General features: G+C 60.8%; 15 protein-coding genes. 6 read left to right on the plus strand and 9 right to left on the minus strand.

Going from position 1 to position 23,708, the window contains the following annotated elements:
- Window positions 1–620 precede the first annotated feature (620 nt).
- Together ACY4LX_RS27325 and ACY4LX_RS27330 are read left to right on the plus strand one after the other, a co-directional pair.
- Complete coding sequence (locus ACY4LX_RS27325; RefSeq protein ID WP_463260649.1) at window positions 621–3,731, plus strand: transglycosylase domain-containing protein; 3,111 nt, start codon at window positions 621–623, stop codon at window positions 3,729–3,731.
- Between the two features lie 194 nt (window positions 3,732–3,925).
- Window positions 3,926–8,872 (plus strand): NEL-type E3 ubiquitin ligase domain-containing protein, encoded by a 4,947-nt coding sequence (locus ACY4LX_RS27330; RefSeq protein WP_463258372.1) that lies wholly within the window; start codon window positions 3,926–3,928, stop codon window positions 8,870–8,872.
- Between the two features lie 178 nt (window positions 8,873–9,050).
- On the opposite strand, the gene ACY4LX_RS27335 is transcribed toward ACY4LX_RS27330, so the two are convergent.
- The 6 genes from ACY4LX_RS27335 to ACY4LX_RS27360 form a co-directional block, all read right to left on the minus strand.
- On the minus strand, window positions 9,051–10,262 hold the full coding sequence (locus ACY4LX_RS27335) for a hypothetical protein (RefSeq protein ID WP_463258373.1): 1,212 nt from the start codon (window positions 10,260–10,262) through the stop codon (window positions 9,051–9,053).
- Window positions 10,263–10,332: 70 nt separating this feature from the next.
- Complete coding sequence (locus tag ACY4LX_RS27340) at window positions 10,333–10,833, minus strand: CS1 type fimbrial major subunit (protein ID WP_463258374.1); 501 nt, start codon at window positions 10,831–10,833, stop codon at window positions 10,333–10,335.
- Between the two features lie 74 nt (window positions 10,834–10,907).
- A complete protein-coding gene (locus tag ACY4LX_RS27345) occupies window positions 10,908–11,651 on the minus strand; it encodes a molecular chaperone (RefSeq protein WP_149658036.1) in 744 nt (247 codons plus the stop codon).
- A gap of 44 nt (window positions 11,652–11,695) precedes the next feature.
- Window positions 11,696–12,904, minus strand: a complete 1,209-nt coding sequence (locus tag ACY4LX_RS27350) for a hypothetical protein (protein ID WP_149658037.1) — start codon at window positions 12,902–12,904, stop codon at window positions 11,696–11,698.
- A 5-nt stretch (window positions 12,905–12,909) separates the two neighbouring features.
- Window positions 12,910–15,432, minus strand: a complete 2,523-nt coding sequence (locus tag ACY4LX_RS27355; protein WP_463258375.1) for a CS1-pili formation C-terminal domain-containing protein — start codon at window positions 15,430–15,432, stop codon at window positions 12,910–12,912.
- An 86-nt stretch (window positions 15,433–15,518) separates the two neighbouring features.
- On the minus strand, window positions 15,519–16,013 hold the full coding sequence (locus tag ACY4LX_RS27360; protein ID WP_149658039.1) for a CS1 type fimbrial major subunit: 495 nt from the start codon (window positions 16,011–16,013) through the stop codon (window positions 15,519–15,521).
- A gap of 500 nt (window positions 16,014–16,513) precedes the next feature.
- On the opposite strand from ACY4LX_RS27360, the gene ACY4LX_RS27365 reads away from it, so the two are divergent.
- Both ACY4LX_RS27365 and ACY4LX_RS27370 read left to right on the plus strand, forming a co-directional pair.
- Entirely contained in the window at window positions 16,514–17,086 is a 573-nt protein-coding gene (locus ACY4LX_RS27365; protein ID WP_149658040.1) for a PadR family transcriptional regulator, read from the plus strand.
- On the plus strand, window positions 17,083–17,871 hold the full coding sequence (locus ACY4LX_RS27370) for a siderophore-interacting protein (RefSeq protein ID WP_463258376.1): 789 nt from the start codon (window positions 17,083–17,085) through the stop codon (window positions 17,869–17,871). Before ACY4LX_RS27365 ends, ACY4LX_RS27370 begins: the two co-directional genes overlap by 4 nt.
- A gap of 158 nt (window positions 17,872–18,029) precedes the next feature.
- On the opposite strand, the gene ACY4LX_RS27375 is transcribed toward ACY4LX_RS27370, so the two are convergent.
- The 3 genes from ACY4LX_RS27375 to ACY4LX_RS27385 form a co-directional block, all read right to left on the minus strand.
- Window positions 18,030–18,671, minus strand: a complete 642-nt coding sequence (locus ACY4LX_RS27375) for a Pr6Pr family membrane protein (RefSeq protein WP_463258377.1) — start codon at window positions 18,669–18,671, stop codon at window positions 18,030–18,032.
- A 2-nt stretch (window positions 18,672–18,673) separates the two neighbouring features.
- Entirely contained in the window at window positions 18,674–18,904 is a 231-nt protein-coding gene (locus ACY4LX_RS27380; protein ID WP_007903672.1) for a VF530 family protein, read from the minus strand.
- A 194-nt stretch (window positions 18,905–19,098) separates the two neighbouring features.
- Entirely contained in the window at window positions 19,099–20,487 is a 1,389-nt protein-coding gene (locus tag ACY4LX_RS27385; RefSeq protein ID WP_463258378.1) for an aminotransferase-like domain-containing protein, read from the minus strand.
- Between the two features lie 321 nt (window positions 20,488–20,808).
- Here ACY4LX_RS27385 and ACY4LX_RS27390 point away from each other — a divergent pair, with 321 nt between their 5' ends.
- Complete coding sequence (locus ACY4LX_RS27390) at window positions 20,809–22,008, plus strand: benzoate/H(+) symporter BenE family transporter (protein ID WP_463258379.1); 1,200 nt, start codon at window positions 20,809–20,811, stop codon at window positions 22,006–22,008.
- A 311-nt stretch (window positions 22,009–22,319) separates the two neighbouring features.
- Window positions 22,320–23,702, plus strand: coding sequence for a carbohydrate porin (locus ACY4LX_RS27395; RefSeq protein ID WP_463258380.1), 1,383 nt, complete (start codon window positions 22,320–22,322; stop codon window positions 23,700–23,702).
- Window positions 23,703–23,708: the final 6 nt, after the last annotated feature.

The raw sequence follows: 23,708 nt of genomic DNA on the forward strand, positions 1-23,708 counted from the left end.
TCCGAGCAAAACTTCCAAACCTCACCGCTCATTGTGGCGAGGGAGCTTGCTCCCGCTTCAGAACGCAGCGCTCATACAAAGGGTCTGCTGCACAGCCCAGCGCGAGCAAGCTCGCTCGCCACAGGGGGCAGTGTTCGACTGAATGGCTTTGGTGGCCGGCATCCGATCCTGGTTTCGAGCAAAACTTCCAAACCTCACCGCTCATTGTGGCGAGGGAGCTTGCTCCCGCTTGAGTGCGCAGCGCTCATACAAAGGGTCTGCTGCGCAGCCCAGCGCGAGCAAGCTCGCTCGCCACAGGGGGCAGTGTTCGACTGAATGGCTTTGGTGGCCGGCATCCGATCCTGGTTTCGAGCAAAACTTCCAAACCTCACCGCTCATTGTGGCGAGGGAGCTTGCTCCCGCTTGAGTGCGCAGCGCTCATACAAAGGGTCTGCTGCGCAGCCCAGTGCGAGCAAGCTCACTCGCCACAGGGTAGTGTTCGACTTAATAACTTCGTTCCCCGTGACAACAACCATCCATACGATTTCGAAATTTCTCTATTCACAATTTTTTCACCATCGCCAACCACCGTCTAAGCTTCAGACAAGTCCGATCAATCTGCGTGAATGGATCAGTCGACTATGGGCGCGTTATGGCAAAGCGATTCGAGTAAAACCGTGGTTCCGACTGAACGTGTGGATGATGCGCCTTTACCTGAAAAACCCCGTCGCTCCAAGCACGGCTGGAAGGCGTTCTGGTTGTTGTTGCTGATTATCCTGGTGGTGCTGGGCCTGGCCGCTGCCAAGGAAATGCGCACGTCGAAGTTTCAGGCCCGGGAAGTCAGCAAATTTGCCGCGTCCCTGAGTTATGAGGTGCAACCCGGTCCGAGCGATGCGATTCGCTACCCCGGTGCCGGTCCGTTCGACTTGCGTCTGGGCTACAGCGCCATGGGGGATTTTCTGCCTCGGCTGCTCAAGCGCAACTATGTGATTGCCGCGCAAGCCCGTTTTTCCCCGGCGTTGATGAACTACACCGACAAGGGCTTTTTCGTGCCCTATTCGGAGAAGATCCAGGCCGGGCTGACGATCACCGATTGCCGCGCGGCGCCGTTGTATCAGTTCAATTACCCGCAGCAGCTCTACTCCAGTTTCGAGTCGATTCCACCGGTGGTGGTCAACAGCTTGCTGTTCATCGAGAACCGTTTCCTGCTCGATCCCAAACAGCCCCTGGCCAACCCCGCCGTGGACTGGCCGCGCTTCGGCATGGCCGCATGGTCCCAGGTGGCCAAGTTGATGCATCTGCCGGGGCAGTCGGCCGGCGGCAGTACCCTGGCGACGCAGCTGGAGAAGTACCGCCATTCCCCCGATGGCTTGACCGTGTCCGGCGCGGAGAAGATCCGGCAGATGATTTCCGCCAGCGTGCGGGCTTATCAGCCAGGGCCGCAAACCCTGGAAGTGCGGCAGAACGTGGTGCGTGATTACCTCAACAGCGTGCCGCTGTCGGCCGTCCCCGGCCACGGTGAAGTGCATGGCATGGCCGAAGGTTTGCGGGTCTGGTACGGCGCCGATTTCAACAAGGCCAATGAAACCCTGGCCAGCACCGCCACGGATCCAAAAACCATGGCCGCCAAAGGCCTGGCCCTGCGGGAAATGCTGTCGCTGATGATCGCCCAGCGTCGCCCTTCCCACTACCTGACCAAGGGTCACGAAGAACTGGCCGACCTCACCGACAGCCACATTCGCCTGCTCGCCCTGAACAATGTCATCGATGCACCACTGGCCGCCTCGGCGCTGGCCAGTCAAGTGACGTACCGCGACTGGCAGACCCAGCCGACCCTCCAGCCGATCGAAACCAACAAAGGCATCAGCACCGCCCGCAGCCGATTGGCGTCGATGCTCAACCGTCCGCTGTATGACCTCGACCGCCTCGACCTGTCGGCCACCAGCACCTTGCAAAGTGACTTGCAGGCCCAGGCCACCGAATACCTCAAGCACCTGGCCGACCCGGTGTTCGCCGGGCAGATCGGCCTGATCGGCGAACGCTTGCTGACCCCCACGAGCACCCAGGCGGTGCGCTACAGCTTTACCCTGTTCGAGCTGACCCCGGACGGCTCCCGCGTGCGGGTGCAGACCGACAGCACCGACCAACCGTTCGACATCAACGAAGGCAGCAAACTGGAACTGGGCTCCACCGCCAAGATGCGGGTGCTGACCACCTACTTGCAGATCATCTCCGAGCTGCACGACAAGTACGGCGACAAGACCGTGGCCGAGCTGAAGAAAACCGACGTGCCGGATCAGGATCGCCTGACCCGCTGGGTGGTCGATTACCTGATCCAGAACACCGACCGCAGCCTGCCGAAAATGCTCGGCGCCGCCCTTGACCGCAAATACTCGGCCAGCCCCGGCGAGGCGTTTTTCACCGGTGGCGGGTTGCACGTGTTCCACAACTTCCGCAACGAAGACAACGGCCGCATGCCGACCCTGCGCGATGCCATCCGCGAGTCGATCAACCTGCCGTTCATTCGGCTGATGCGCGACATCGTGCGCTACACCACCTATTCCGGGCCCAACAGCAGCGCCGAACTGCTCAAGGACGACCGCGACCCACGCCGTCAGGAATACCTGGCGTCGTTCGCCGACAAGGAAGGCACGTCGTTCCTGCTCAAGTTCTGGAAAAAGTACAGAAACAAGGACACTGACGCGCGCCTGGAAACCTTCCTCGACAGCATGCGCCCGACCCCGATTCGCATGGCCGCCGTGCACCGTTACCTCTACCCGGACGCCGAGCAAGCCGCCTTCAACACCTTCGTGCGCGTGCACCTCAAAGGCGCCAAAGTCACGGAAAAACTCACCGACGAACGCCTGGAACGGCTCTACCTGAGTTACGGCCCCGGCTCGTATGACCTGCCGGACCAGGGTTTCATCGCCAAGGTCCACCCGCTGGACCTGTGGCTGATCGGCTACCTGCTGGGCCACCCCGACGCCAAGTGGAGCGAGATCGTCAAGGCCAGCCAGTTCGAACGCCAGGAAGTTTATAGCTGGCTGTTCAAGAGCAAACACAAAGGCGCCCGGGACAGCCGCATCCGCACCATGCTCGAGATCGAGGCGTTCCTCGACATTCACCAGCGCTGGCAGAAAGTCGGCTACCCGTTCGATCACCTGGTGCCGTCACTGGCCACCGCCATCGGCAGCTCCGGCGACCGCCCCGCCGCGTTAGCCGAGCTGATCGGCACCATCCTCAACGACGGCATCCGCATGCCGACCCTGCGCATCGACAGTCTGCATTTTGCGGCCAACACACCGTATGAAACCCAGGTGATCAACGCCCCCAACGTCGGCAAACGCGTGATGCCTTCAGAAGTCGCTGCGGCCATGCGCGAAGCCTTGTCCCACGTGGTGGATGCCGGTACTGCAAAACGGGTCTCTGGCAGTTTCAAAACCCCGGACGGCACACCGCTGGCCATGGGCGGCAAGACTGGCACCGGGGATAACCGTATCGAAGCGATTGGCTCTGGCGGCAGGATTCTGAGTTCGAAGTCGATCAACCGCACCGCGACCTTCGTCTTCTATATCGGCGAGCATCACTTCGGCACTTTGACCGCGTTCGTGCCGGGTCGCTCGGCGGAACAATTCAAGTTCACCTCGGCGTTGCCCGTGCAAGTGCTCAAGGGCATGGCGCCGATCCTGACCCCGTATTTGCAGCCGGGTCGCAACACGGAGTGCGCGGCGCCGACGATGGCACAACGCTAATGCCGGAGGTCGCCGTGGCGTTTTCCTACGGCGATCACGGCATTGGTTACAAAGGTGGTAATTAATTATTTTCGGCAATCCAATTCCTGATCGTTAACTCGACATTCTTCAACTTCAGGAACAAACATTTAGACTTTTATTCTTCACGCCAGCGGATAGTTTTAGGGCTTCTCCTAACGTGAAGATCATTCAATATGTTTCAGTCACAAACAGTAAACAACTTGGTTGAATCGGACAACTCCGATAACAATAAAGGTCGTCATTACCCCTTCATCAAAGAAACACTCAACAGCGCTTTTACCCAGGCGTCCATTGAAAGAGTGCGGACGTTGGGCAAGGTCCGCCCCGTCCGCGAGTCCTGGTTCAACAGCGCCGACGAAGACCTGGCCAATGCCAACGTGGAATCCTGGACCCGCCAGAATGCGGTGGATCGCCTGCTCACTGTGCTTCAGGACATCCATGCCTTTGCCGAACCTTTGCTCAGGGCTGCACTGCAACGCCAATATGGGCTGAACCTTGATGTACGAGCCACCTGGTTAAATCTGTATATCCCCAAGGAACATCCCTGGTATGTGATTGATACGTCCAAGGGTGTCACCACCCGCAAAGTGTCTTTACTGGATGCGGCACTGCATAACTTCGCAAGTTCCGACACCTTTGAACCTCAATCGGACTTTATTACCCAGCCCGATGAACACGGGCACTTCGAAGTGGTGCCAATCAAACAACAAATGTCGCTCAAACAATTCCAGACACTGTGCCGTGAGTTGAATATCGGCCGCCGTTACCGGCGTCATCTTCAACAGGTCCTGTTGCCGTCCAGCCCGGTGGCCGCAGGGGCCTTGCAACACTTTGTCATCCTCAACCAGAAGGCCGCGTTCAAGGCCGCCTTGCACCTGGCGCTGCAGACCCGTGACATCAGCCCCCAGGCACACCGCGGGTTGCTGGCCGTGCTCCACGGCTTCCCGAACCTGACCCTGGATGGCAATCTCCTGCAAGCCTGCGACCTGCGCCTGATGGACACCACCCTGACCGGCATCCTGATGTTTACCCCGACGCCATCCCCGCACAATCGCGCGTCCAACCGCATGCTGGCGTACGTCCCCCACGACCCGGAGCACCCCCTCAAGGAATACCCGTCGGCGACCGCTTGCATCGTCGAACTCGGTCGCCAACTGCGGGAGAACAAAAGCCTGCCGTCGACCGGGCAGACCTATCGGCAGTTCTTCAGCCAGTTTGTCGACCAGCAACAGCGCGGGCATTTTTTTGCCGGCCTGGAGCAACGCCTGAGCCAGGTCAAATGGCACGAGTTGGCGCCGACCGATCCCGGCCCGAGCTGGCGTGATACACCGGTGCCCCGGCCCAAACTCGAGGCCAGCGCCGTGCCGATCACCGGTGCGCTGTGGGAGCATCGGTACCAGCAGGCACTGAACAAGATCCTCAATGATGGCCGTGAGATCGCGGTCTCCACCGGCGATGCCGACAGCCGCTCGCGCTGGGCCTGGTGGGACAATTTCAAGAAAATGCTCTCGGACATTTTCAACGTCGCGCTGATGGTGGTGGCCCCGTTCGTGCCGGGCCTGGGGGAATTGATGCTGGCCTACACCGCCTATCAACTGACCACGAATGTGATCGAGGGCGTGGTCGACCTGGCTGAAGGCCAATGGACGGAAGCCGCCGAGCATGTGATTGGCGTGGTCACCGATGTCGTTCAACTGGCCGCGTTGGGTGTCGGTGGCGCGGTCGGCGACGTGTTCAAACTCAAACTGTCGCCGCTGATCGAAGGCATGACCCCGGTGCAACTGCCCGGCGGTAAAACCAGGCTGTGGAACCCTGACCTCAGCCCGTATGAACAACAGATCCGCCTGGAGCAGGACTCCAAGCCCAATGACCTGGGCCTGCGCAACATCGAAGGCCAGGACATCCTGCTCCTCGACCAAGGGACCTACCACGTCAAAAAAAACCCCGACACCGGCGAGCATCGCATCCAGCACCCCACTCGTCCCGAGGCCTACGCACCGAAAATCAGCCACAACGGCCACGGCGCCTGGCTGCTCGAAGGGGAAAACCCGCGCACCTGGGACGCCTACACCCTGATGAAACGCCTCGGCCATCGCACCGATGGCTTCAACGCCGACCAACTGGAGAACATCCGCCGGGTCAGTGGCACGGACGAAGGGGTGCTGCGCCGCATGCATGTCGAGCAGACCCCGCCACCGTTGCTGCTGGACGACACCCTCAAGCGCTACCAGGCCATCAAGGATATCGCCGTGGTCCGCGAGCAAATTCGCTCGGGGTCGGCCATGGAACCCTCGTCCTACTGGTTCGAACAATTGGTCACTGAACTGCCCGGCTGGCCGGCGGACTACGCGCTGAACGTCTACGAACGCTCCAACCTGACCGGCATGTTCCGCGCCTATGGCAGCGCCCCGGCAACCGCGCGCCGGACGCTGAACCTCAGCCTCGCCGAGGTGATGGCCGGCAGGCTCCCGGAGCGGGTCGCGGGCTTTCTGGACGAGGCGCAACTGGCCCGTTTGCTCGGTGCACACTTGCCCGCCGATGCGCGGGTACAAGCATTGCGTGATCGCTTGATTGCGCGGGTGAATGAGCGCAAGGCCGACCTCGCGGACTACCTGTACCGCGCCAGGGCCATCAGCCAGGACGCCAAGGTCTTGCGCTTGCAACAGCAATACCCGGACTTGCCGACGGACGTCGCCGAAACCCTGTTGGCCGGCGCCGGCAGCAGCGAACTGGCGACACTCGCCGAACCGCAGCGCATCCCCCTGCGCCTCCGGGGCCTGGCGCGTGAATGCGCGTTTGAAACCCGCACGGCGCGGGCCTTTGAAGGTTTCTACCAGCGCGACCGCGTGACCATCGACACCGAACGCCTGGCCCTGAACGTGCTGCGGCTCAACAGCGACACCTTCAACGGATTGCGCATCGAGGTGCGTGACGGCACCTTCGACGGCCCGTTGCGCTGCCGGGTCGGCGCCGATGAGGCCGCGAGCGTCACAGTGCTGGTGCGTGATGAACACGGACGCTACGAGGTGCGTGACCACGAAAACCGCCCGTTGCATCCTGCCTTCAATCTGTACGAGGCGATTCTGCGCGCCATGCCTGAAACGTCGCGCCTGGAACTCGGCTACCGCCCCGGCGAGGGCGCCTGGTTCAAGGAATGGCTGATGGTCAAGGCCGAGCCACCGGCCGCACGGCGCACCGCGTTGCTGGAGCCGCCGATCCGGCCGGTGGCCCAGCGCGAGACCCTGCTGCTGTTGCGCGGCCCTGCACTGTCCCGGGAAGCCAGGACGGTTGGGCAACGGGTGCTGGATCTGTATCCGCATTTCAGCGAACAGGACGTGGAAGTCTTTCTCCACTCGTTGCCCCGTGATGCCGACCCCGTCCAGGTGCTCAAGGCCCTGGAGAAGGAATTGAACAAGTTGCGCAACGTGCTCAGCACCTGGCAGGAACAGGTGGCGGTGTCCCTGCCCGACGAGGCCGCCATTGCGCCCGATGCCGTCAGGCATGTGGCCGACCGCCTGGTGGAATGCTTCGAGCGAAAACCCCGGGTGTTCGATGAACGCAGTACGTCGCTGAGCGGCGGTTATGCGCTGGACCTGTCCAGCGATCTGCGGCGCTACAACCTGGAACGCTGGTGGAAAAAACTGCCGGACATCAGGCCCTGGCTCGAGCAGATCACCACGCTGAATCTCGATGGCATGGATTTCTCGCTGCGCTCGGACGGGATGTTGCGCAACTTCACCCAACTGCGCCAGTTCAGCGCGCGCCGCTGCGGCCTGACGGGCCTGCCGGCCGGAGTCGGAAAGATGTCCGGCCTCGAAACCCTGCGCCTGAGCGACAACCGCATCCGCCTGACCGAGGAGGCCGTGGCGCAACTGGCCAACCTGACCCGCCTGCAAACCCTGCGCCTGGAATACAACGTGCTGGGCCTGCCACCGAACGTCCAGCGCATGCCGCGCCTGAAGGTCCTCAACCTCGCCTACACGGGCCTCGCCACCTGGCCCGAGGGCTTGCTGAGCCGGCCGCGTCCCCGGGGCTTTTTCCTCGACCTGTCGGGTAACCCGATCAATACCGTTCCCCGGGCCATACGCGGCTCGAGCAATGCGTGGACGGTCGCCCGGACGCGACTGGACGCCCGCCAATTGCTCGACGCCCATCGTCAGACGTTTTATTCGTACCGCCGCTCGGTGGGCCTGCACCGGGAGAACATCTACGAACCGCTGGCGCAACGGGCGCGGGACAAATGGCCGCTCAATGACGACACCTCACTGTGGGGCAACCGTTCCCCTGGCCTGGGCACCTGGCGCGCCGAAGCCTGGGACCACTTGATGAACGAAGCCAACAGCGAAGGGTTTTTCCGGCTCATCGATAGCCTGACCACCTCCGCCGATTACCGGGCCGGCGGCTGGGTGCGGGAACAACTGTCGCGCCGGGTCTGGGAACTGATCGATGCCATGGACCTGGACACGCCCTTGCGCGAAAAGCTGTTCCGCACCGCTGAAAACCCGGAAAACTGCGCGGATGCCCGCTCCGAGCTGTTCAACAGCATGGGGGTGCAGGCGCTGGTGTCCCAGGCTTACGCCTATTCGACGTCGGCGATTGAACTGGAGCCGCGGCTGGTGAAATTGGCCAAAGGTGCGACGCGCCTGGACCGGGTCAACGACATCGCCCGGGCCGATTCCCTGTCGCGCCCCAGCCGGGCCGAAGAGGTGGAAATCTACCTGGCGTATCAAACATCACTGGCGCGACGCCTGGACCTGCCCTGGCAGTCCGACTCCATGCTCTACCGAACTGTCGCGGCGGTGCCGGACGAGGCCATCGACCGGGCCTATGCCACCGTGCTGGAACTGGAGAGCGGCGACGGGCTGGTCAATGGCATGCTCGAACAACCGTTCTGGGAAAACTATTTGCGAGAGACCTACCCCGAGCAATGGCTGGCCAACGACCAGGATTTTGATCAGCAGCTGGACGCTCTGGAAGAACAGCGCAACGCCACCGGCAGCCAGCCAGCGATGAGTGATCAGACCTACACGACCCGGCTCAATGAGTTGACTTACAACCGACTGACACTGGGCCGCCACCTGACCCGCGAGCTGCTGAAAAAGCAGGGGCTGGAGGCATAAAGCCGATCGGCCAAGCCTGACACCGAACTTGTGGCCAGGGGGCTTGCTGTGGCGAGGGGGCTTGCCCCCGCTGGGCTGCGAAGCGGCCCCTCTCTTTTGCCGGAGAAAGGAGGGGACTGCTGTGCAGTTCAACGGGGGTAAGCCCCCTCGCCACCAGTGCGGTGTCGCGCCTACAGGCTCACACCTCCGAATCCCAAATCACAGTGATGTTGCCCTTGTAGGGCCGCCCCTTGCTGTTGCGGATGAAAAACGCGGTATCACGTTCCGGCACTTCGAAATGCAGGGTTCCCGGCTTTCGATCCACATAGACGCCAGGCTGGAACGTCACCGATTCCTCACGGTTCAACAACAATCGATTGACCGGTTTGCCGCTGCTGTCGGTCAGCCCGTGGGGCAGGCTGACGCTGACGGTGACCAGCCCGGCATACCCCGACTCCCGATCAATGATCCCGCAGCCCTCGCTCAGGTCGAGTTCACATTCCAGTTGCATCTTGAACCGCGATGACGCCGAGATGAGGAAGGTCTGGTCACGCAACAGGCGCGTGGGTGGCCGTGCCTGATCGAGCCAACTGCTCCACCCGCCCTTGGGTTCCAGGAGGATTTGAGTACCGCCGGGCGGAAGGTCGACTTTGAGGGTGTGTTGCACATCGAGGACGAAGTCCAGGGTCAGGTTGCTGTCAGTGGGTTGCATGTTGCCGATGTTGAAATCCCCGCCGGGACCGATCTGGTAGTTGATCGACCCGGTATAGAGCCCGCTGGACATGCCCAACGGGTTGGGCGTGCGCAGTTCGTAGGCGAAATCCAGGGTGTCGAAATACATGGCGGGAATCCGGAACGCCGCCACTTTTGTGCAGTTGGCTTCTACGGGGGTTTTCCAGAAAAAACGGTAGGTGGTGTCGCTGTAAGCACCTACACCACTGTACGTACAGGGCGGCGATGCATAAACCCAACTGCTCATCTGCCCGCCCCAGAGTTGCTGGTGCCCTGCGACCGCGGTCGCGGCTCCCGTGAGGTTCATTGCCGTGTCACTCAGCACGTAATCGGAACCTATACCGCTGATGCGCACTTCAACGGTTTCTGTTTCCTGAGTGTCCCGGTTGGTCACCGTCAATCGGCGCCAGCCAGCCGGCACCTTGATCGGTACCTCCGACCCCGGGGCAATGTCAGTACGCGGGTGGAAGCGCTCCGGCAGCCGGATACTGAACATGTCCTGTTGTGTGCACTCCTGCGGGTAACTGGCGCAGTAACCGCTGTTCGGTGTCTGGTTGATAAACACGTTTTTTTGCGGCTGCGACGAATCCGGCGTGAACAGCGCCCGGATCTCCTGATTGACCGCCAGCGCCGAAGGCGCAACCAGCATCAGTGCCAGTCCGTAGATAGACATTTTCATGGGTTTCAACCTGCCTTCAGATCAGTCGATGTGACATCAGCCAAAAGCCGCAGCACCGCCCCTTGCGGGTCTACCCACCCGGTGCCTTGGCGTTGAACAACAGCAACACATTGCCGTAGTAATCGCCGGGGCGATAACCGCCCGCCGGCAACTGCGGCTCGATTTCCAGCAAGACCCGCGAGCCCACCGCCGCATCGGCGGCGGACACCACTAGCCGGGGTTCGACGGCGTGACTCAGCTCGACGCCATTGAAGCTGACCCGCAATTGGATATCGTCCGCCGGGTAGCCGTTGCTGAGGTAGGGCTGCAACTCCAGGCGCGCTTCGATCGCGCTGGTGTCGTGGCGCACATCAAAATATTTGCGCAGGCTGCCCAGCCGGGAAGTCTCCCTGAGCCAGGGCAGGATCTGCTCGCGGTGAATCCAGTCCGATTGCGCCGGCGTCACATAAAACGAACGCGTCGGCACTGTCAGGCTGACTTCGAACGTGTGCTCCTCGCGCGCCGCCAGTGCCGAAAGACTCATCAGCCCCGTGGCCGCCATCAACGCCGCAACCGTGCATTGCTTGATCATGTTTTGTTACCCACAAAGATTTAACACTGCAGCCCGCGCCCACATGAACCGAGTTTCACCGACTGACATCAGCCTTACCGACTGGCAATTTTCAGCGACTTCTTGCTGTCGCCTTCGATCACCATGAAGCGGTATTCACGTCCCTTCTCTTTATCGAAACCAAAGGACCTGCCCGCCAACACGTGGTGCTTGGTGGTCGGCCCGCAGTCGTTTTCCTTGCTCAGCGAGCAGCTCTTGAACTCGTCGACCACCAGCACGGTATTGCCGTTGTTGCGCAGTTCATAACGGCTGGCGGTGTCATTGACGGCCGTGTCGTAGCGGGCATTTTGCGGGCGCACGAAAAAGATCGTGCCGAACCCGGTCATCACGTTGACCCCCGCCGACAGGCTCTTTTTGTAGTCGTCGCGCTCCTCGCTACTGATCACGAAATCGTCTTCTTTCTCCGGCACCACGGGGATGAAACGCACACGGAAGTAACGCTCGACATCACGCTCGCCCATGTACAGCAAACGCGTGCCCTGCATGCCTTGGGCCGGCACGATCAAGCGTGCCGGGCTGGCCATGATGCCCTTGCGCGAGGTGCCGTCCGCCGAGCTTTCGACCGGGATTTCGCGGGACGTACCGTCGGCGTCGTAGACGATTTCCAGGACATTGATCTTGACGAACGCGGTGCTGTCGCCGCTGTTGAACACCCGTTTCAGGTAGGTGCTTTTATCGCCATCCAGGTAGTCGTAGACCGTGCCGACATTGATCTGCGGGCCGGCCTGCACCGCCAGGGAAAATGTACCGAGCAACCCCATCAACAACAGAAATCTCATTGCTTTGCGCCTCTTGAAAAATACCTGCGGGCTGACCCGGACGGTCAGACTTCCGAATCCCAGATCACGGTGATGTTGCCCTTGTAGGGCCGCCCCTTGCTGTTGCGCACAAAAAACGCGGTTTCGCGTTCCGCCACGTCGAAATGCAGGGTTCCCGGTTTTCGATCCACGTAGACACCGGGCTGGAACGTGGCCGAGTCCTCGCGGTTCAACGGCACGCGCATGGCCGGTTTGCCGCCGCTGTCGGTCAACCCGTGGGGCAGGCTGACGCTGACGTTGACCAGCCCGGCGTAACCCGACTCACGATCGATGATCCCGCAGCCGTCGGTCAGGTCGAGCTCGCATTCCAGTGACATCTTGAAGCGCGATGACGCCGAGATAAGGAAGGTCTGGTCACGCAACAGGCGGGTCGGCGGACGACCCTGATCGAGCCAGCTGCTCCACCCGCCCTGGGGTTCCAGGACGATGTGATTGCCGCCGGGCGGAATATCGACTTTCAGGGTGTGTTGCACATCGAGCACGAAGTCCAGCGTCAGGTTGCTGTCATTGGCGACCATGTCGCCAATGTTGAAATCCCTGGCCGCGCCGTTGAGCAGGTAATTGATCGACCCGGTGTAGAGCCCGCTGGACATGCCCAGCGGGTTGGGCGTGCGCAGTTCGTAGGCAAAATCCAGGGTGTCGAATGACATGAACGGGATTCGAAACGACGTGACTTTGGTGCAGTCGCCTTCGCTCGGGGTTTTCCAGAAAAACCGATAGGTATTGGGGCCGTAGGCACCGACACCGCTGTAGAGGCAATTGGCCGGTGCATAAACCCAACTCAGTCCACCCCAGAGCTTTCGGTGCCCTTCGAGGATGTCGGTTTCCCCCGTCAGACTGGCGGCGGTATTGCTCAGGACGTAATTGGAACCAATGCCGCTGATGCGCACTTCAACGATTTCCGTTTCCAGGGTGTCGCTGTTGGTCACCGTGATTTGGCGCCAGTAGGCCGGTACGCGGATCGAAACACCCGCCATGGGCAACATGGGGCCCTTGGGGCCGAAATTGATCGGCGCGCGGATGCTGAATGTTTCGTTCATCCTGCACTCGTCCGGGTAGGTGGCGCAGTAACCGCTGTTCGGTGTCTGGTTGATAAAGACATTTTTCTGCGGCTGCGACGGGTCCGGCGTGAACCGCGCCCGGATCTCCTGATTGAACCCCAGCGCAGAAGGCGCGACCAGCGCGAGCGCCAGCCCGTACATACTCATTTTCATAGGTTTCAACCTGCCTTCTGATCGGTCGGCGTGACGTCGGCCAGGGTGTCCGGCGTGCAGCGCAGGTCCCCGATCATCAACACGTTGTTTTCACTGCGATGACGATTGGCATCGAGGCGGAACTGACACAGCAACTGATTGCCCTGGCGCACTTCCAGGGTCGGTGAAGCGGCGTGCATTTCCATGGAAAAGAAGCCGTCGACCTCGGTCACCCCGCGACTGGCGTGGTTGATCACGTGATGGCCCTTGAGCGGCCGGCCCTGGGCATCCACCAGGCGACCGAGCACGGTGAGGGTTTTCATCACCCGCACCTTGCGGTAATCCACGCCGCCCTTGTTCAGGTGATAACGGGTCCGTTGCGGCTCGATGTTGGCGGCCGGCACGTGATTGCCTTCGAAATCGAAACTCACCGAGCTGTTCTGGTACGCCGTGATCGGGATGAAGTTGCGTCCCGGACGCAGGGCCACGCTGCCGCCGCTGAAGTCGTCGGCGCGCAAGGCGATGCCGTCGATGTCCGATTCCACATCGACAATCAACCCGGCGCCGCGCACATCGCTTTGGCTGGTCAAGGCCATTTGCTGGCTGCCGATGACCAGGGTGCTGTCCAGGTTCAAGCCGCCGGTGAAGTTGTTGTTGTAGGAGGAACGCTGGACAAAACCGTCGCCCCGGACTGCCTCGGTGCGGAACGCGGCCAGGCTCGACAAGCCGACGCCGTACGTGTCCGTGAGTGCAGTGACCGAGACGTTTTGCAGCACGTGGTCCTTCAGGTCCTTGCGCCAGCCCAGGGATGCATTGTTATCGCGCCCGCCTTCACGGGCGGTGCGCGAACCGATGCTGCCGGTGATCTGTTGCCCGGGCGCACCCAGCGCCAGGTTGAGGCTCAGATCGACTCCGCGATTGCGATCATCGCCGCTACTGAAACTGCCGGGGCGATCGAACAGCGACAAGCGCCAACTGGCATCACTGCCCCAGAGCACGGTGCGTTGGGTCCAGCCCAGGTCCAGGCCAATCCCCTCGACATTGCCCTCACTGTGGGACACCCGGGCATTGATCGAGCTTTTGCTGCTCAGGCGATGATTGAGCGCCAGGGACGAGTTGCTGGTTTCGCCGATGAACACGTTGCGCTGGCGCACCCGGGTGCCGTCGGGCAGCACATCGTAGATATCCGTGGTGTCGAGCCAGCTGCGGTTATGGCTGATCACCACACTGCCGGAGCCGTAGCTGTACAGGCTTTGCAGATCGACGCCGGTGCCGTGGTCCTCGGTCTGGTAGACGTTGGCATACAGGCTCAGTTGATTGGCCAAGGTCCAGTCGATGGACGTGCCGTACTGCATTTTTTCCCGGATCTGGCGCGCCGACAGCCCGAGAATCACCCGCGGATGCAGCAGGTAATTGACCGAGGCACCGGCCGTGGCACTGCCGCTGGCCTGCTGGTCCCAGTTGCTCAGCAACTTGGTTTCTTCCCCGGCAAACAGGTTATAGCGCCAGCGCTCGTCGAGGTTGCGCCAGTTATTGGGCTTGTAGACCAGCTCCTGGGTGGTGGAGGTCGTCTGGCCGTCTTCGATCAGCCGCACTTCCACTTCGTAGATGCCACCGGGCAACGGCCGGGTGTCGAGGGTCTGCAAACCGGCGGGCACCGATTGGGTATTGATCAGCAAACCCTCGCGATAAATTTCCACCGACGCCTGGCGGTTGGCCGTGACGTAGATCGGATAGATGCTGGGCGCCGGGTTGTTGATCGCCAGGCTGTCGGAGCTGCCATACATGACGCCGACGGTGGTGTCGGGGCTGTTGCCAAACGTGCGCGGTTGGCGGGTCAGCCCTTCGGAATTGGGGGTGAAATAGCCCAGGCGCAGGAACGTGCCCTGCAATTCGCGCTGGGTATAAAGCTCGTGTACCGCGTGGTAAAGCTGATTGTCCGGGCCGCCGAGACGGGCCAGTTGCATATTGAACGTCTGGCTCCAGTTGCCGAGGCTGCCACTGGCTTCCAGGCCGAAGCGTCCGCCCAGGTCCTGGTCCTGACCACCGTTGAGGTTGAGCTGATTGCGCAGCATCAAGCCACTGCTGCCCCCCTCCGGTTGCTCGAAGTACCGCTTGACCTCGGTATCGCGCTCGGCGTTTTCGGTGAGGATCGACAGCAGCGAGTTTTCCAGGTTGTAGTGCACCGCCAGCAGTTGTTCCGGGCATTGCCGGGTGCAACTGCCCAAGGGCACGCCGGGTTTGAGATAGCTCGCCCAGGTTTCACGCTCGGCGGCGTTGAAGCGGCTGTCGCGGGTGTCGGTGAATTCGAGCAGGGTGATTCGGTCATCCCGGGACAGCACGACCATCGCCTCCCCCAGGGGTTGTTGATCGAGTTCCACACGAACCGCCAGCGGCACATCAAAAAAGTGCTCCTCGAATTCCGCCGGCAAGCCCTTGGCCTGTGCCAGCAGACTTCGCGGTGTAGTACCGGAGGAAACCGGAGCCGCCACCGCGCTGGCACAAAACAACAGCGCAAGCGCAGCCGCGATGGGGGTCATCGGGAACATGAACTCATACTCAGATTGCAAACCAATGGAAATCCGACGGGCAGGACACATTGCCCGCCCGCCGGTTGATGCCAAGTAAGGGTAAGTTAGCGAACACCGCCAACTGGAGGGACGGCATCAAAGACCATGGCCACCGAGCCGGTGTAGTCACCCGGTGCGAAAGTTGTACCTTTGGCGCTGATGAGCAGCGGCGCACGGAAGTTCACATCGGACTCGGATTCACCGGCGACCATTTGCGGCGTGGTGGTCAGTTCCTTGCCACTGATTTGAACTTGCAAGTCGATGGTGTTAGCACCGGAATACAGTTTTGGCGCGGTCACGACACTGGCGTGCACCGAACCGTTGTTGTTGCGCATATCAAAGAAACCTTCGATGTTTGCCGGTTTGCCGGTGGTCGGCTGCATGTCCATGCGCTGGTCCTTGTTGACCAGGTCTGGATCGACAGGCACCACGTAGAAACCGTTGGTCGGTACATGGGCGACAATGCTGATCGAGTGACGCGCTTCACCGGCGGCGAATGCCATGGAAGAGGTCAGCGCCAGCAAAGCCAGTGGTGCAGCAACAGTCATTTTCTTGAACATCTTTAAGTACCTGTCTTGTCAATTAAGTGGCTTATTAAAAGTTCAAACCCTGCCATGCCTGCCGGTAGGGGCCTGAACTTTCAACGCCAGCAAATGATCCGCTACCGCCCTCGGAATGTAAGCAAGTAACTTCCGACGGACATGTAGTTAGATGCCCTCGCAACAGGTCGGACAAAAGAACAAAAAAGGCAATTATCGATGGATAACTGTCAGCACTTTCCTACCGACAGTTTTATTAAAAAAACCATACAGCGATATAACGAGTAAATACGGGGCCAACGGCACTTGCGGACTATAAACCGATGAATTAATAGAGTGATAACTTTAACTTTAAAGTTACGCGGCCTTGAGCCACCGAAAAATCGATTTGACGATGCCAGGGCTGACTCGCCAGCCAGGCACCGTTCGTCGGCGTGCGGAAAGGTCTTTCGGAAAAGGTCTTGCGCCGGTCTTAAGATATATCTTAAGTTGTATCTAAATACGACGAGAGCACTGAAAAAATGAGAGACCATCATTCCCACCGCGAACACGGTGACGGCCGCGACGGCTTCGAGAAACGCCCTGGCCGCGAACGCGGCGGACGCGGCCCACGGGTGTTCGCCCCCGGCGATTTGAAATTGCTGCTGCTGGCGCTGATCGCCGAACAGCCGTGCCACGGCTATGACCTGATCCGCCAGATCGAAGGCATGTTCGACGGCGCCTACAGCCCCAGCCCCGGGGTGATCTACCCGACCCTGACCTTCCTCGAAGAAAGCGAAATGATCACCGGCGACGCCGAGGGTGGAAAAAAACGCTACAGCGTGACCGACGCCGGCCGCCAATCTCTGGGCGACCAGGCAATTGCCCTGGAAGGCGTGCGGATGCGCATCGACGTGAGCAAACGTTCCCTGCGCGGCCATGATCGCCCGGCGGAAATCCACGAGGCGGTGCATAACTTGCGTCATGCCCTGCAACTGCATCACGGGCGCTGGAGTGCCGAAGAAATCGTCCGCGTCGCCGCCCTGCTCAATAACACCGCCAAAGCCATCGTCGACGGCCCTGCCGTTCAAGCCGCCCAGGAGAACGCCGAATGAATGTCGTTTTTGAAAACCAGACCATCCATCGCGTGATGCACGAAATCAAACGCCGTCGGCTGGAGGTGTTGCGAGTGGTCGACCTGACCCCGCGCATGCGCCGCATTACCTTGGGCGGGCCGGAGCTGGCGGGCTTCGTCAGCCTCGGCACCGACGATCACGTCAAACTGCTGTTCCCGCAGAACGCAGCGGAAGCGGCGGCACTGGAAACCCTGGTGCTCGGCGCCGGCAAAACCGATCAACCGCTGCCGGCCATGCGCGACTACACGCCCCGGCGCTATGACCTGGACACCCTGGAACTGGACATCGATTTCGTCTTGCACGGCGACGGCCCTGCCTCGACCTGGGCCGAGCAGGCGCAGCCCGGGCAATTCCTGCACATCGGCGGGCCACGGGGCTCGATGATCGTGCCGGACATCTTCGACAGCTACCTGCTGATCGGCGACGAAACCGCCCTGCCCGCCATCGCCCGCCGCCTGGAAGGCCTGGCGCCCAACCGCCGGGCGCTGGTGATCATCGAGGTGGAAAACGGCGGTGAGCAACAGACGCTGGAAAGCCCGGCGCAGGTGAATGTGATCTGGGTGTTGCGCGATAACGGCCAGAACAGCCTGCTGAACGCGGTGAAAGAGTTGCAGGTGCCGAGCGGTAATCTGTATGCGTGGGTGGCGACCGAGACCAAGGTTTCACGGCAGATTCGCCGGGTGCTGCTCGATGAGCATGGGCTGGATGAGCAGTTGGTCAAAGCGGTGGGTTACTGGCGGGCGGATGGCAGCGACGAGCAATAGTTGAACATCTGAGGCAAGCACCTGACCTGTGGCGAGGGAGCTTGCTCCCGCTGGATTGCGCAGCAATCCCTTTCTTTGGGATCAAGAGGGGGGCCGCTTCGCAGCCCAGCGGGAGCAAGCTCCCTCGCCACAAAGGCCCCATGATCAACAGTCTGCGTTCACTTTCGGGCAATGTACCGATCCAGCCCAACCACCAATAACGCAATCACGACAAACCCCACCAATATCCCCCCCGCATTGAGAAACACCTGTGGATAACCCAGGGCGCTCACATCAATGAACGGATACGGGTAAGCACTCAGCACATGCCCGCGCAGCAGCACATAAGCGAAGTACACCAGTGGATAAATCACCCACAGGGCGATATGCGCCAGGCGCAACGTGCCTTTGGGCACGCAGCACCACCAATAAATCAGAAACAGCAGCGGCAGGATGTCGTGCAGCAACTCATCGGCGAGCAGTTGCCAGCCTTCGGGGTGCCAGAGATGGCGCAGCAACAGGCTGTACGCGAGGCCGACCACGGCGATGCTCACGGCGATCCCGCTACTCACCGACGGCTGCAAAAACCAGCGCCGCGCCGCCGACTCCCGCGAGGTCAGTTCGCAGGTCAGCACCACCGCCACCAGGGTATTGGTCAGCACGGTAAAGAAGCTGAAGAAACTCATCAGCCCACCCAACAGACTGGCACCGATTTCCCAGCGGGTGCCGAGTATCAGGTACAGCTGAACGCTCAGGCCAAACCAGCCCAGCACCGCCGCCACGGCAACAAAACGACGCCTCGGGGCAGCTGAAATAAGCATGTTCAGAGCGGACGCTTGGTACGCATCAACTTCACGTACAGGCGTTCGACCTTCTCCCGCGCCCACGGGGTTTTGCGCAGGAAGGTCAGGCTCGACTTGATGCTCGGATCGCTCTTGAAACAGCGAATATCAATGCGCTCGGCCAGCCCCGACCATTCGTAATGTTCAACCAGGGCGTTGAGGATCTGTTCCAGGGTCACGCCGTGCAGCGGGTTGTTGTTCTGTTCGGTCATGCCGGGCCTTTGCGCGAAGAAAGAATAAAGAAGCCGCGCACCTTAGCCGAGGGCTTCGTTGGGTGGAAGGACTGCGTTAACTGTAGGTCAACCACCGTGCTTTTGTAGGAGCCAAGCTTGCTGGCGAAGGCGATCTCAAGGACGCCTTCGCCGGCAAGCCGTGCTCCTACAGTTTTAGCGGGAGACGGCGCGGTTCAGTAAAACCGTCGCGGGTCGGTATCGATCAGGCTTGCCAGTTTGGTCAGGGCAAAGCGCAGTTCGTCCTGGCTGGTGGGCGACATCAGCACCAGCCGCACACTGCGGGTCATCCCCGAACGCTCGGCCTGGAACTGCGTACCGCTGAGCACCAGCACACCATTGGCCCGGGCGAGCATCGTGAATTCGTCGCTGGTCCACGGCTCGGGCAAGGTCAGCCAGACGTGGTAGGCATATGGCTGGGTCCTGAGTTCGAAACCGGCAAAGATTTCCCGGGCAATGGCTTGCCGCGCAGCCGCTTCGTTGCGCTGGATGCGGATCAGTTTCTTGTCCAGGCCTTCGGTGATCACGTTGCTGGCCAGTTGCGCGGTCAGCGGCGATGGCATCCACACGCTGCTGCGCACCATCGAAGTCAGGCGCGACAGCAGTTTCGGCGGGCTATACAGATAGCCGATGCGCAACGCCGGCATGACCGACTTCGACAAGCTGGTCAGGTACACCGAACGCTCCGGGGCAAACGCCGACAAAGGCTTGATCGACGGGTCGGTGGCGAGGAAGCCATAGATGTCATCGTCAAGGATGATGAAGTCGAACTCCTCGGCCAGTGCCGCGATCTGCGCCCGGCGCTGTTGCGACATGATCGCCGCCGTCGGGTTCTGACAGGTCGCCACGCAAACCAGCATCGCCGGTTTCTCCCGCAGGCACAGTTCGCGCAGCGCCTCGGGGATGATCCCTTCGTCGTCCATCGCCACGCCACCCAGGCGTCGCTCCAGACCATGGGCCAGGGAAATGATGCCGGGGTAGCAAAGTTCTTCGCAGAGCACCAGGTCGCCGGCGTTGGTCAGGGCGCTCATCGCGACCATCAAGCCATGCTGCGCGCCTGCGGTGATCACCACTTGCTGCCATTGCGCATCGGGCAACCACTGGCGCAGAAACTGTGCACCCGCCTCGCGATGCGCCGGGTGACCGCCGTCCGGCGCGTAGTCGAGGGCCCGAGCGAAATCAGTGCTCTTGGCCAGGCCGATCAGGGCATCGCGCAGCCAGTATTCCAGGGTTTCGCTGTAGGGCTTGATGATGGACAGGTCGAGTAATGGCGACTGTCCCAGGTTCAGCGTCGTCGGGACGGGGCTGACCGGCAATTCGCTCGGCGCCTGGCTCTGCACATAAGTGCCGCGCCCCACTTCCCCATGGACCAACCCACGCCGATGGGCCTCGCTGTAGGCGCGACTGATGGTGCCCGGCGTGACCTTCAGCGTGGTGGCCAACTCGCGCAGGGTTGGCAGGCGATCGCCCTGGCTCAACACGCCATTGCTGATATCGCGCGCCAACGCATCGGCAATCGACAAATACATCGGCTGGCTGAACTCGCTTAGCTGGGGAACCCACATGAATGATCGCTGCCCATCGTCTTGAAAAAAATCGGAGCATATCACATCGATGTTCGAGCACTTGTGCAGGGATCAATGGTGAACATTGAGTTGATTGAGTCGATCTTTAAATGAAACAGGCGCAGATAATAAAAAATATTCACAAGCTAAAAACATTACAAATCAATCAGTTAAATCCACATGATTCGATATTTTTGCCTGACTTGATTTTTCATCATTGAATCAACTCAATTCATTCAAATACACTCATCGCAAATCGAATCAATCAACTCAATCCCACCCTGATCACTGCGCGCCTCTGCCGCGCCAAGTCGAGACGTCATGCACACACTCAGAAAGGATCTATCCCTGTCAGCGGTCATTGCAGGCTTCATCGCGGTGATCATTTCCTACGCCGGCCCGTTGATCATCGTGTTTCAGGCCGCCAAGGAAGCGCACCTGCCCAACGACATGGTGTCGTCGTGGATCTGGGCGATTTCCATCGGCAGCGGCATCACCGGCCTGTTCCTGAGCTGGCGCCTGCGCATTCCCGTGATCACCGCGTGGTCAACGCCGGGCGCGGCGTTGCTGGTGTCGATGCTGCCCAGCGTCACCCTGCCCCAGGCCATTGGCGCGTATGTGGTGGCTTCGGTGATCATCGCCGTGGTCGGATTGTCCGGGGCGTTCGACAAACTGATGAGTCGCCTGCCCAAAGCCATCGCCGCCGCCATGCTCGCCGGGATTCTGTTTCGCTTCGGCGCCGAGCTGTTCACCTCGATCAAGCTGCAACCGGCGCTGGTGCTGTCGATGATCGCGGCCTACCTGATCTGCAAACGCTTGTCGCCGCGCTACGCGATTCTGTCGGTGCTAATTGTCGGTTGCGCCGTGGCGGCGTCGTTCGGTGAACTCAACAGCGCTTCGATCACCATCGCGGTGGCGCATCCGGTCTTCAGGGCGCCTGAGTGGAGCTGGCACGCGATCATCAACATTGGCCTGCCACTGGCACTGGTGACCCTGACCGGACAGTACGTGCCGGGCATGGCAGTGTTGCGCACCTCGGGCTACAACACCCCGGCGCGCTCGATTATTTCGGTGACCGCAATGGGCTCGATCCTGATGGCGCCGTTCGGCTCCCACGGCTTTAACCTGGCCGCGATTACCGCCGCGATCTGCACCGGTCGCGAAGCCCACGAGGACCGGGACAAGCGCTACATCGCCGGGATTGCCTGCGGGGTGTTCTACATTCTGATGGGCACGTTTGGCGCGACCCTGGCCTCGGTGTTTTCCGCCCTGCCCAAAGAGTTGATCGCCTCCCTCGCCGGACTGGCCTTGTTCGGCGCGATCAGTGCCGGGCTGACCGGAGCGATGGCGGATGAGAAGCAGCGGGAGGCGGCGTTGATTACCTTTCTGGTGACCGCTTCGGGCATGAGTTTCCTCGGGTTGGCTGCGGCGTTCTGGGGTTTGATCTTCGGCCTCGTCGCCCACTTCGTGCTGACCTGGACGCGAGCACGCAAAGTCGCTGCTGTCACCGCGGGCAACTAACCAATACCTGCACACCACAATCCCTGTAGGAGCAAAGCTTGCTCGCGAAAGCGCCGGTTCATTCAACATCAATGTTGAATGCCAGGACGCCTTCGCGAGCAAGCTTCGCTCCTACAAAGGGTATTTTCAGCCTGCGGCGCCCTGTCGCAGACGACTGTTACCAAATCCGAAACGCTGCATGTCAGTAAAAGCGCTTTCTCTCTTTGTCACAGATCATTATCCTGCCGCCCTTAAGCTGAAACGCTTCACTGCCCGCTCCACCTCGTTGCGTTCAGTTCACCCCCCAGTAAAAGATCAAGAATTTCTACTTTATGCCCGACTTTCCATCTCCGCGAGACAGCGCTGTCTGCACCCCTGTGGCCCAGCGAAAAGCCCTGAACCTGATCGGCGGCCTCAGCGCCTTCGGCCTCGCCACCTGCGTTCACGCGGCCCCGGCTTTCGATAGCGAATCGCCGTGGATGCTCGGCGACTGGAACGGCACGCGCACAGAACTTTCGGAAAAAGGCTACGACTTCAAAGTCGATTACACCGGCGAAATGGGCAGCAACCTGCACGGCGGCTATGACCACGACCGCACGGCACGCTACAGCGACCAGTTCGGCCTCGGCACGCACCTGGATCTGCAGAAGATCCTCGGTTGGGACGACGCCGAATTCCAGCTGACCATCACCGAACGCAACGGCAACAACATCAGCAACGACCGGATCAACGACCCACGGGTCGGCGGCTTCACCTCGGCCCAGGAAGTCTGGGGCCGTGGCCAGACCTGGCGCCTGACCCAGATGTGGTACCAGCAGAAATTCTTCGACCAGAAGCTCGACATCAAGGTCGGCCGCTTTGGCGAAGGCGAAGACTTCAACAGCTTCCCCTGCGACTTCCAGAACCTGGCGTTCTGCGGCTCGCAAGTCGGCAACTGGGTCGGAGGCATCTGGTACAACTGGCCAGTCAGCCAGTGGGCGATGCGGGTCAAATATCACCTGACACCGGAGTTGTACGCGCAGGTCGGCGCCTACGAGCAGAACCCGTCGAACCTCGATCGCGGCAATGGCTTCAAGCTCAGCGGCAGCGGCACCCAAGGCGCGATCCTGCCGATTGAACTGGTGTGGACGCCCAAGCTCAACGGCCTGCCCGGCGAGTACCGCGCCGGTTATTACTACAGCAACGCCAAGGCCACTGACGCCTATAAAGACAGCAATGGTCAGCCTGCGGCCCTGAGCGGCGAAGCCTATCGCAGCGCGTCGAGCAAGCATGGCGTGTGGCTCGGTGTGCAACAGCAGATCACCAGCCGCGCCAGCGACAACTCCCGAGGCTTGAGCGTGTTCGCCAACGGCACGATGCACGACAAGAAGACCAACGCCATCGACAACTATGTCCAGGCCGGCGTCGTCTACAAGGGCTTGTTCGATGCTCGCGCCAAGGACGACATCGGTTTCGCCCTGGCCCGCGTCCACGTCAACCCGGCCTATCGCAAGAACGCCGAGGCGACCAACCAGGCCCGCGCCGTTTATGACTACGACGATCCGTCGTTCCTGCCGCCGCAAGACACCGAATACAGCGCCGAACTCTATTACGGCGTGCACGTCACGAATTGGCTGACCGTGCGCCCGAACCTGCAATACATCCGCCACCCCGGTGGCGTGGACAAGGTCGATGACGCGCTGATTGGCGGGATCAAGATCCAATCCTCGTTCTAACCACAC

It is taken from the genome of Pseudomonas sp. Emmai, from assembly GCF_055179735.1.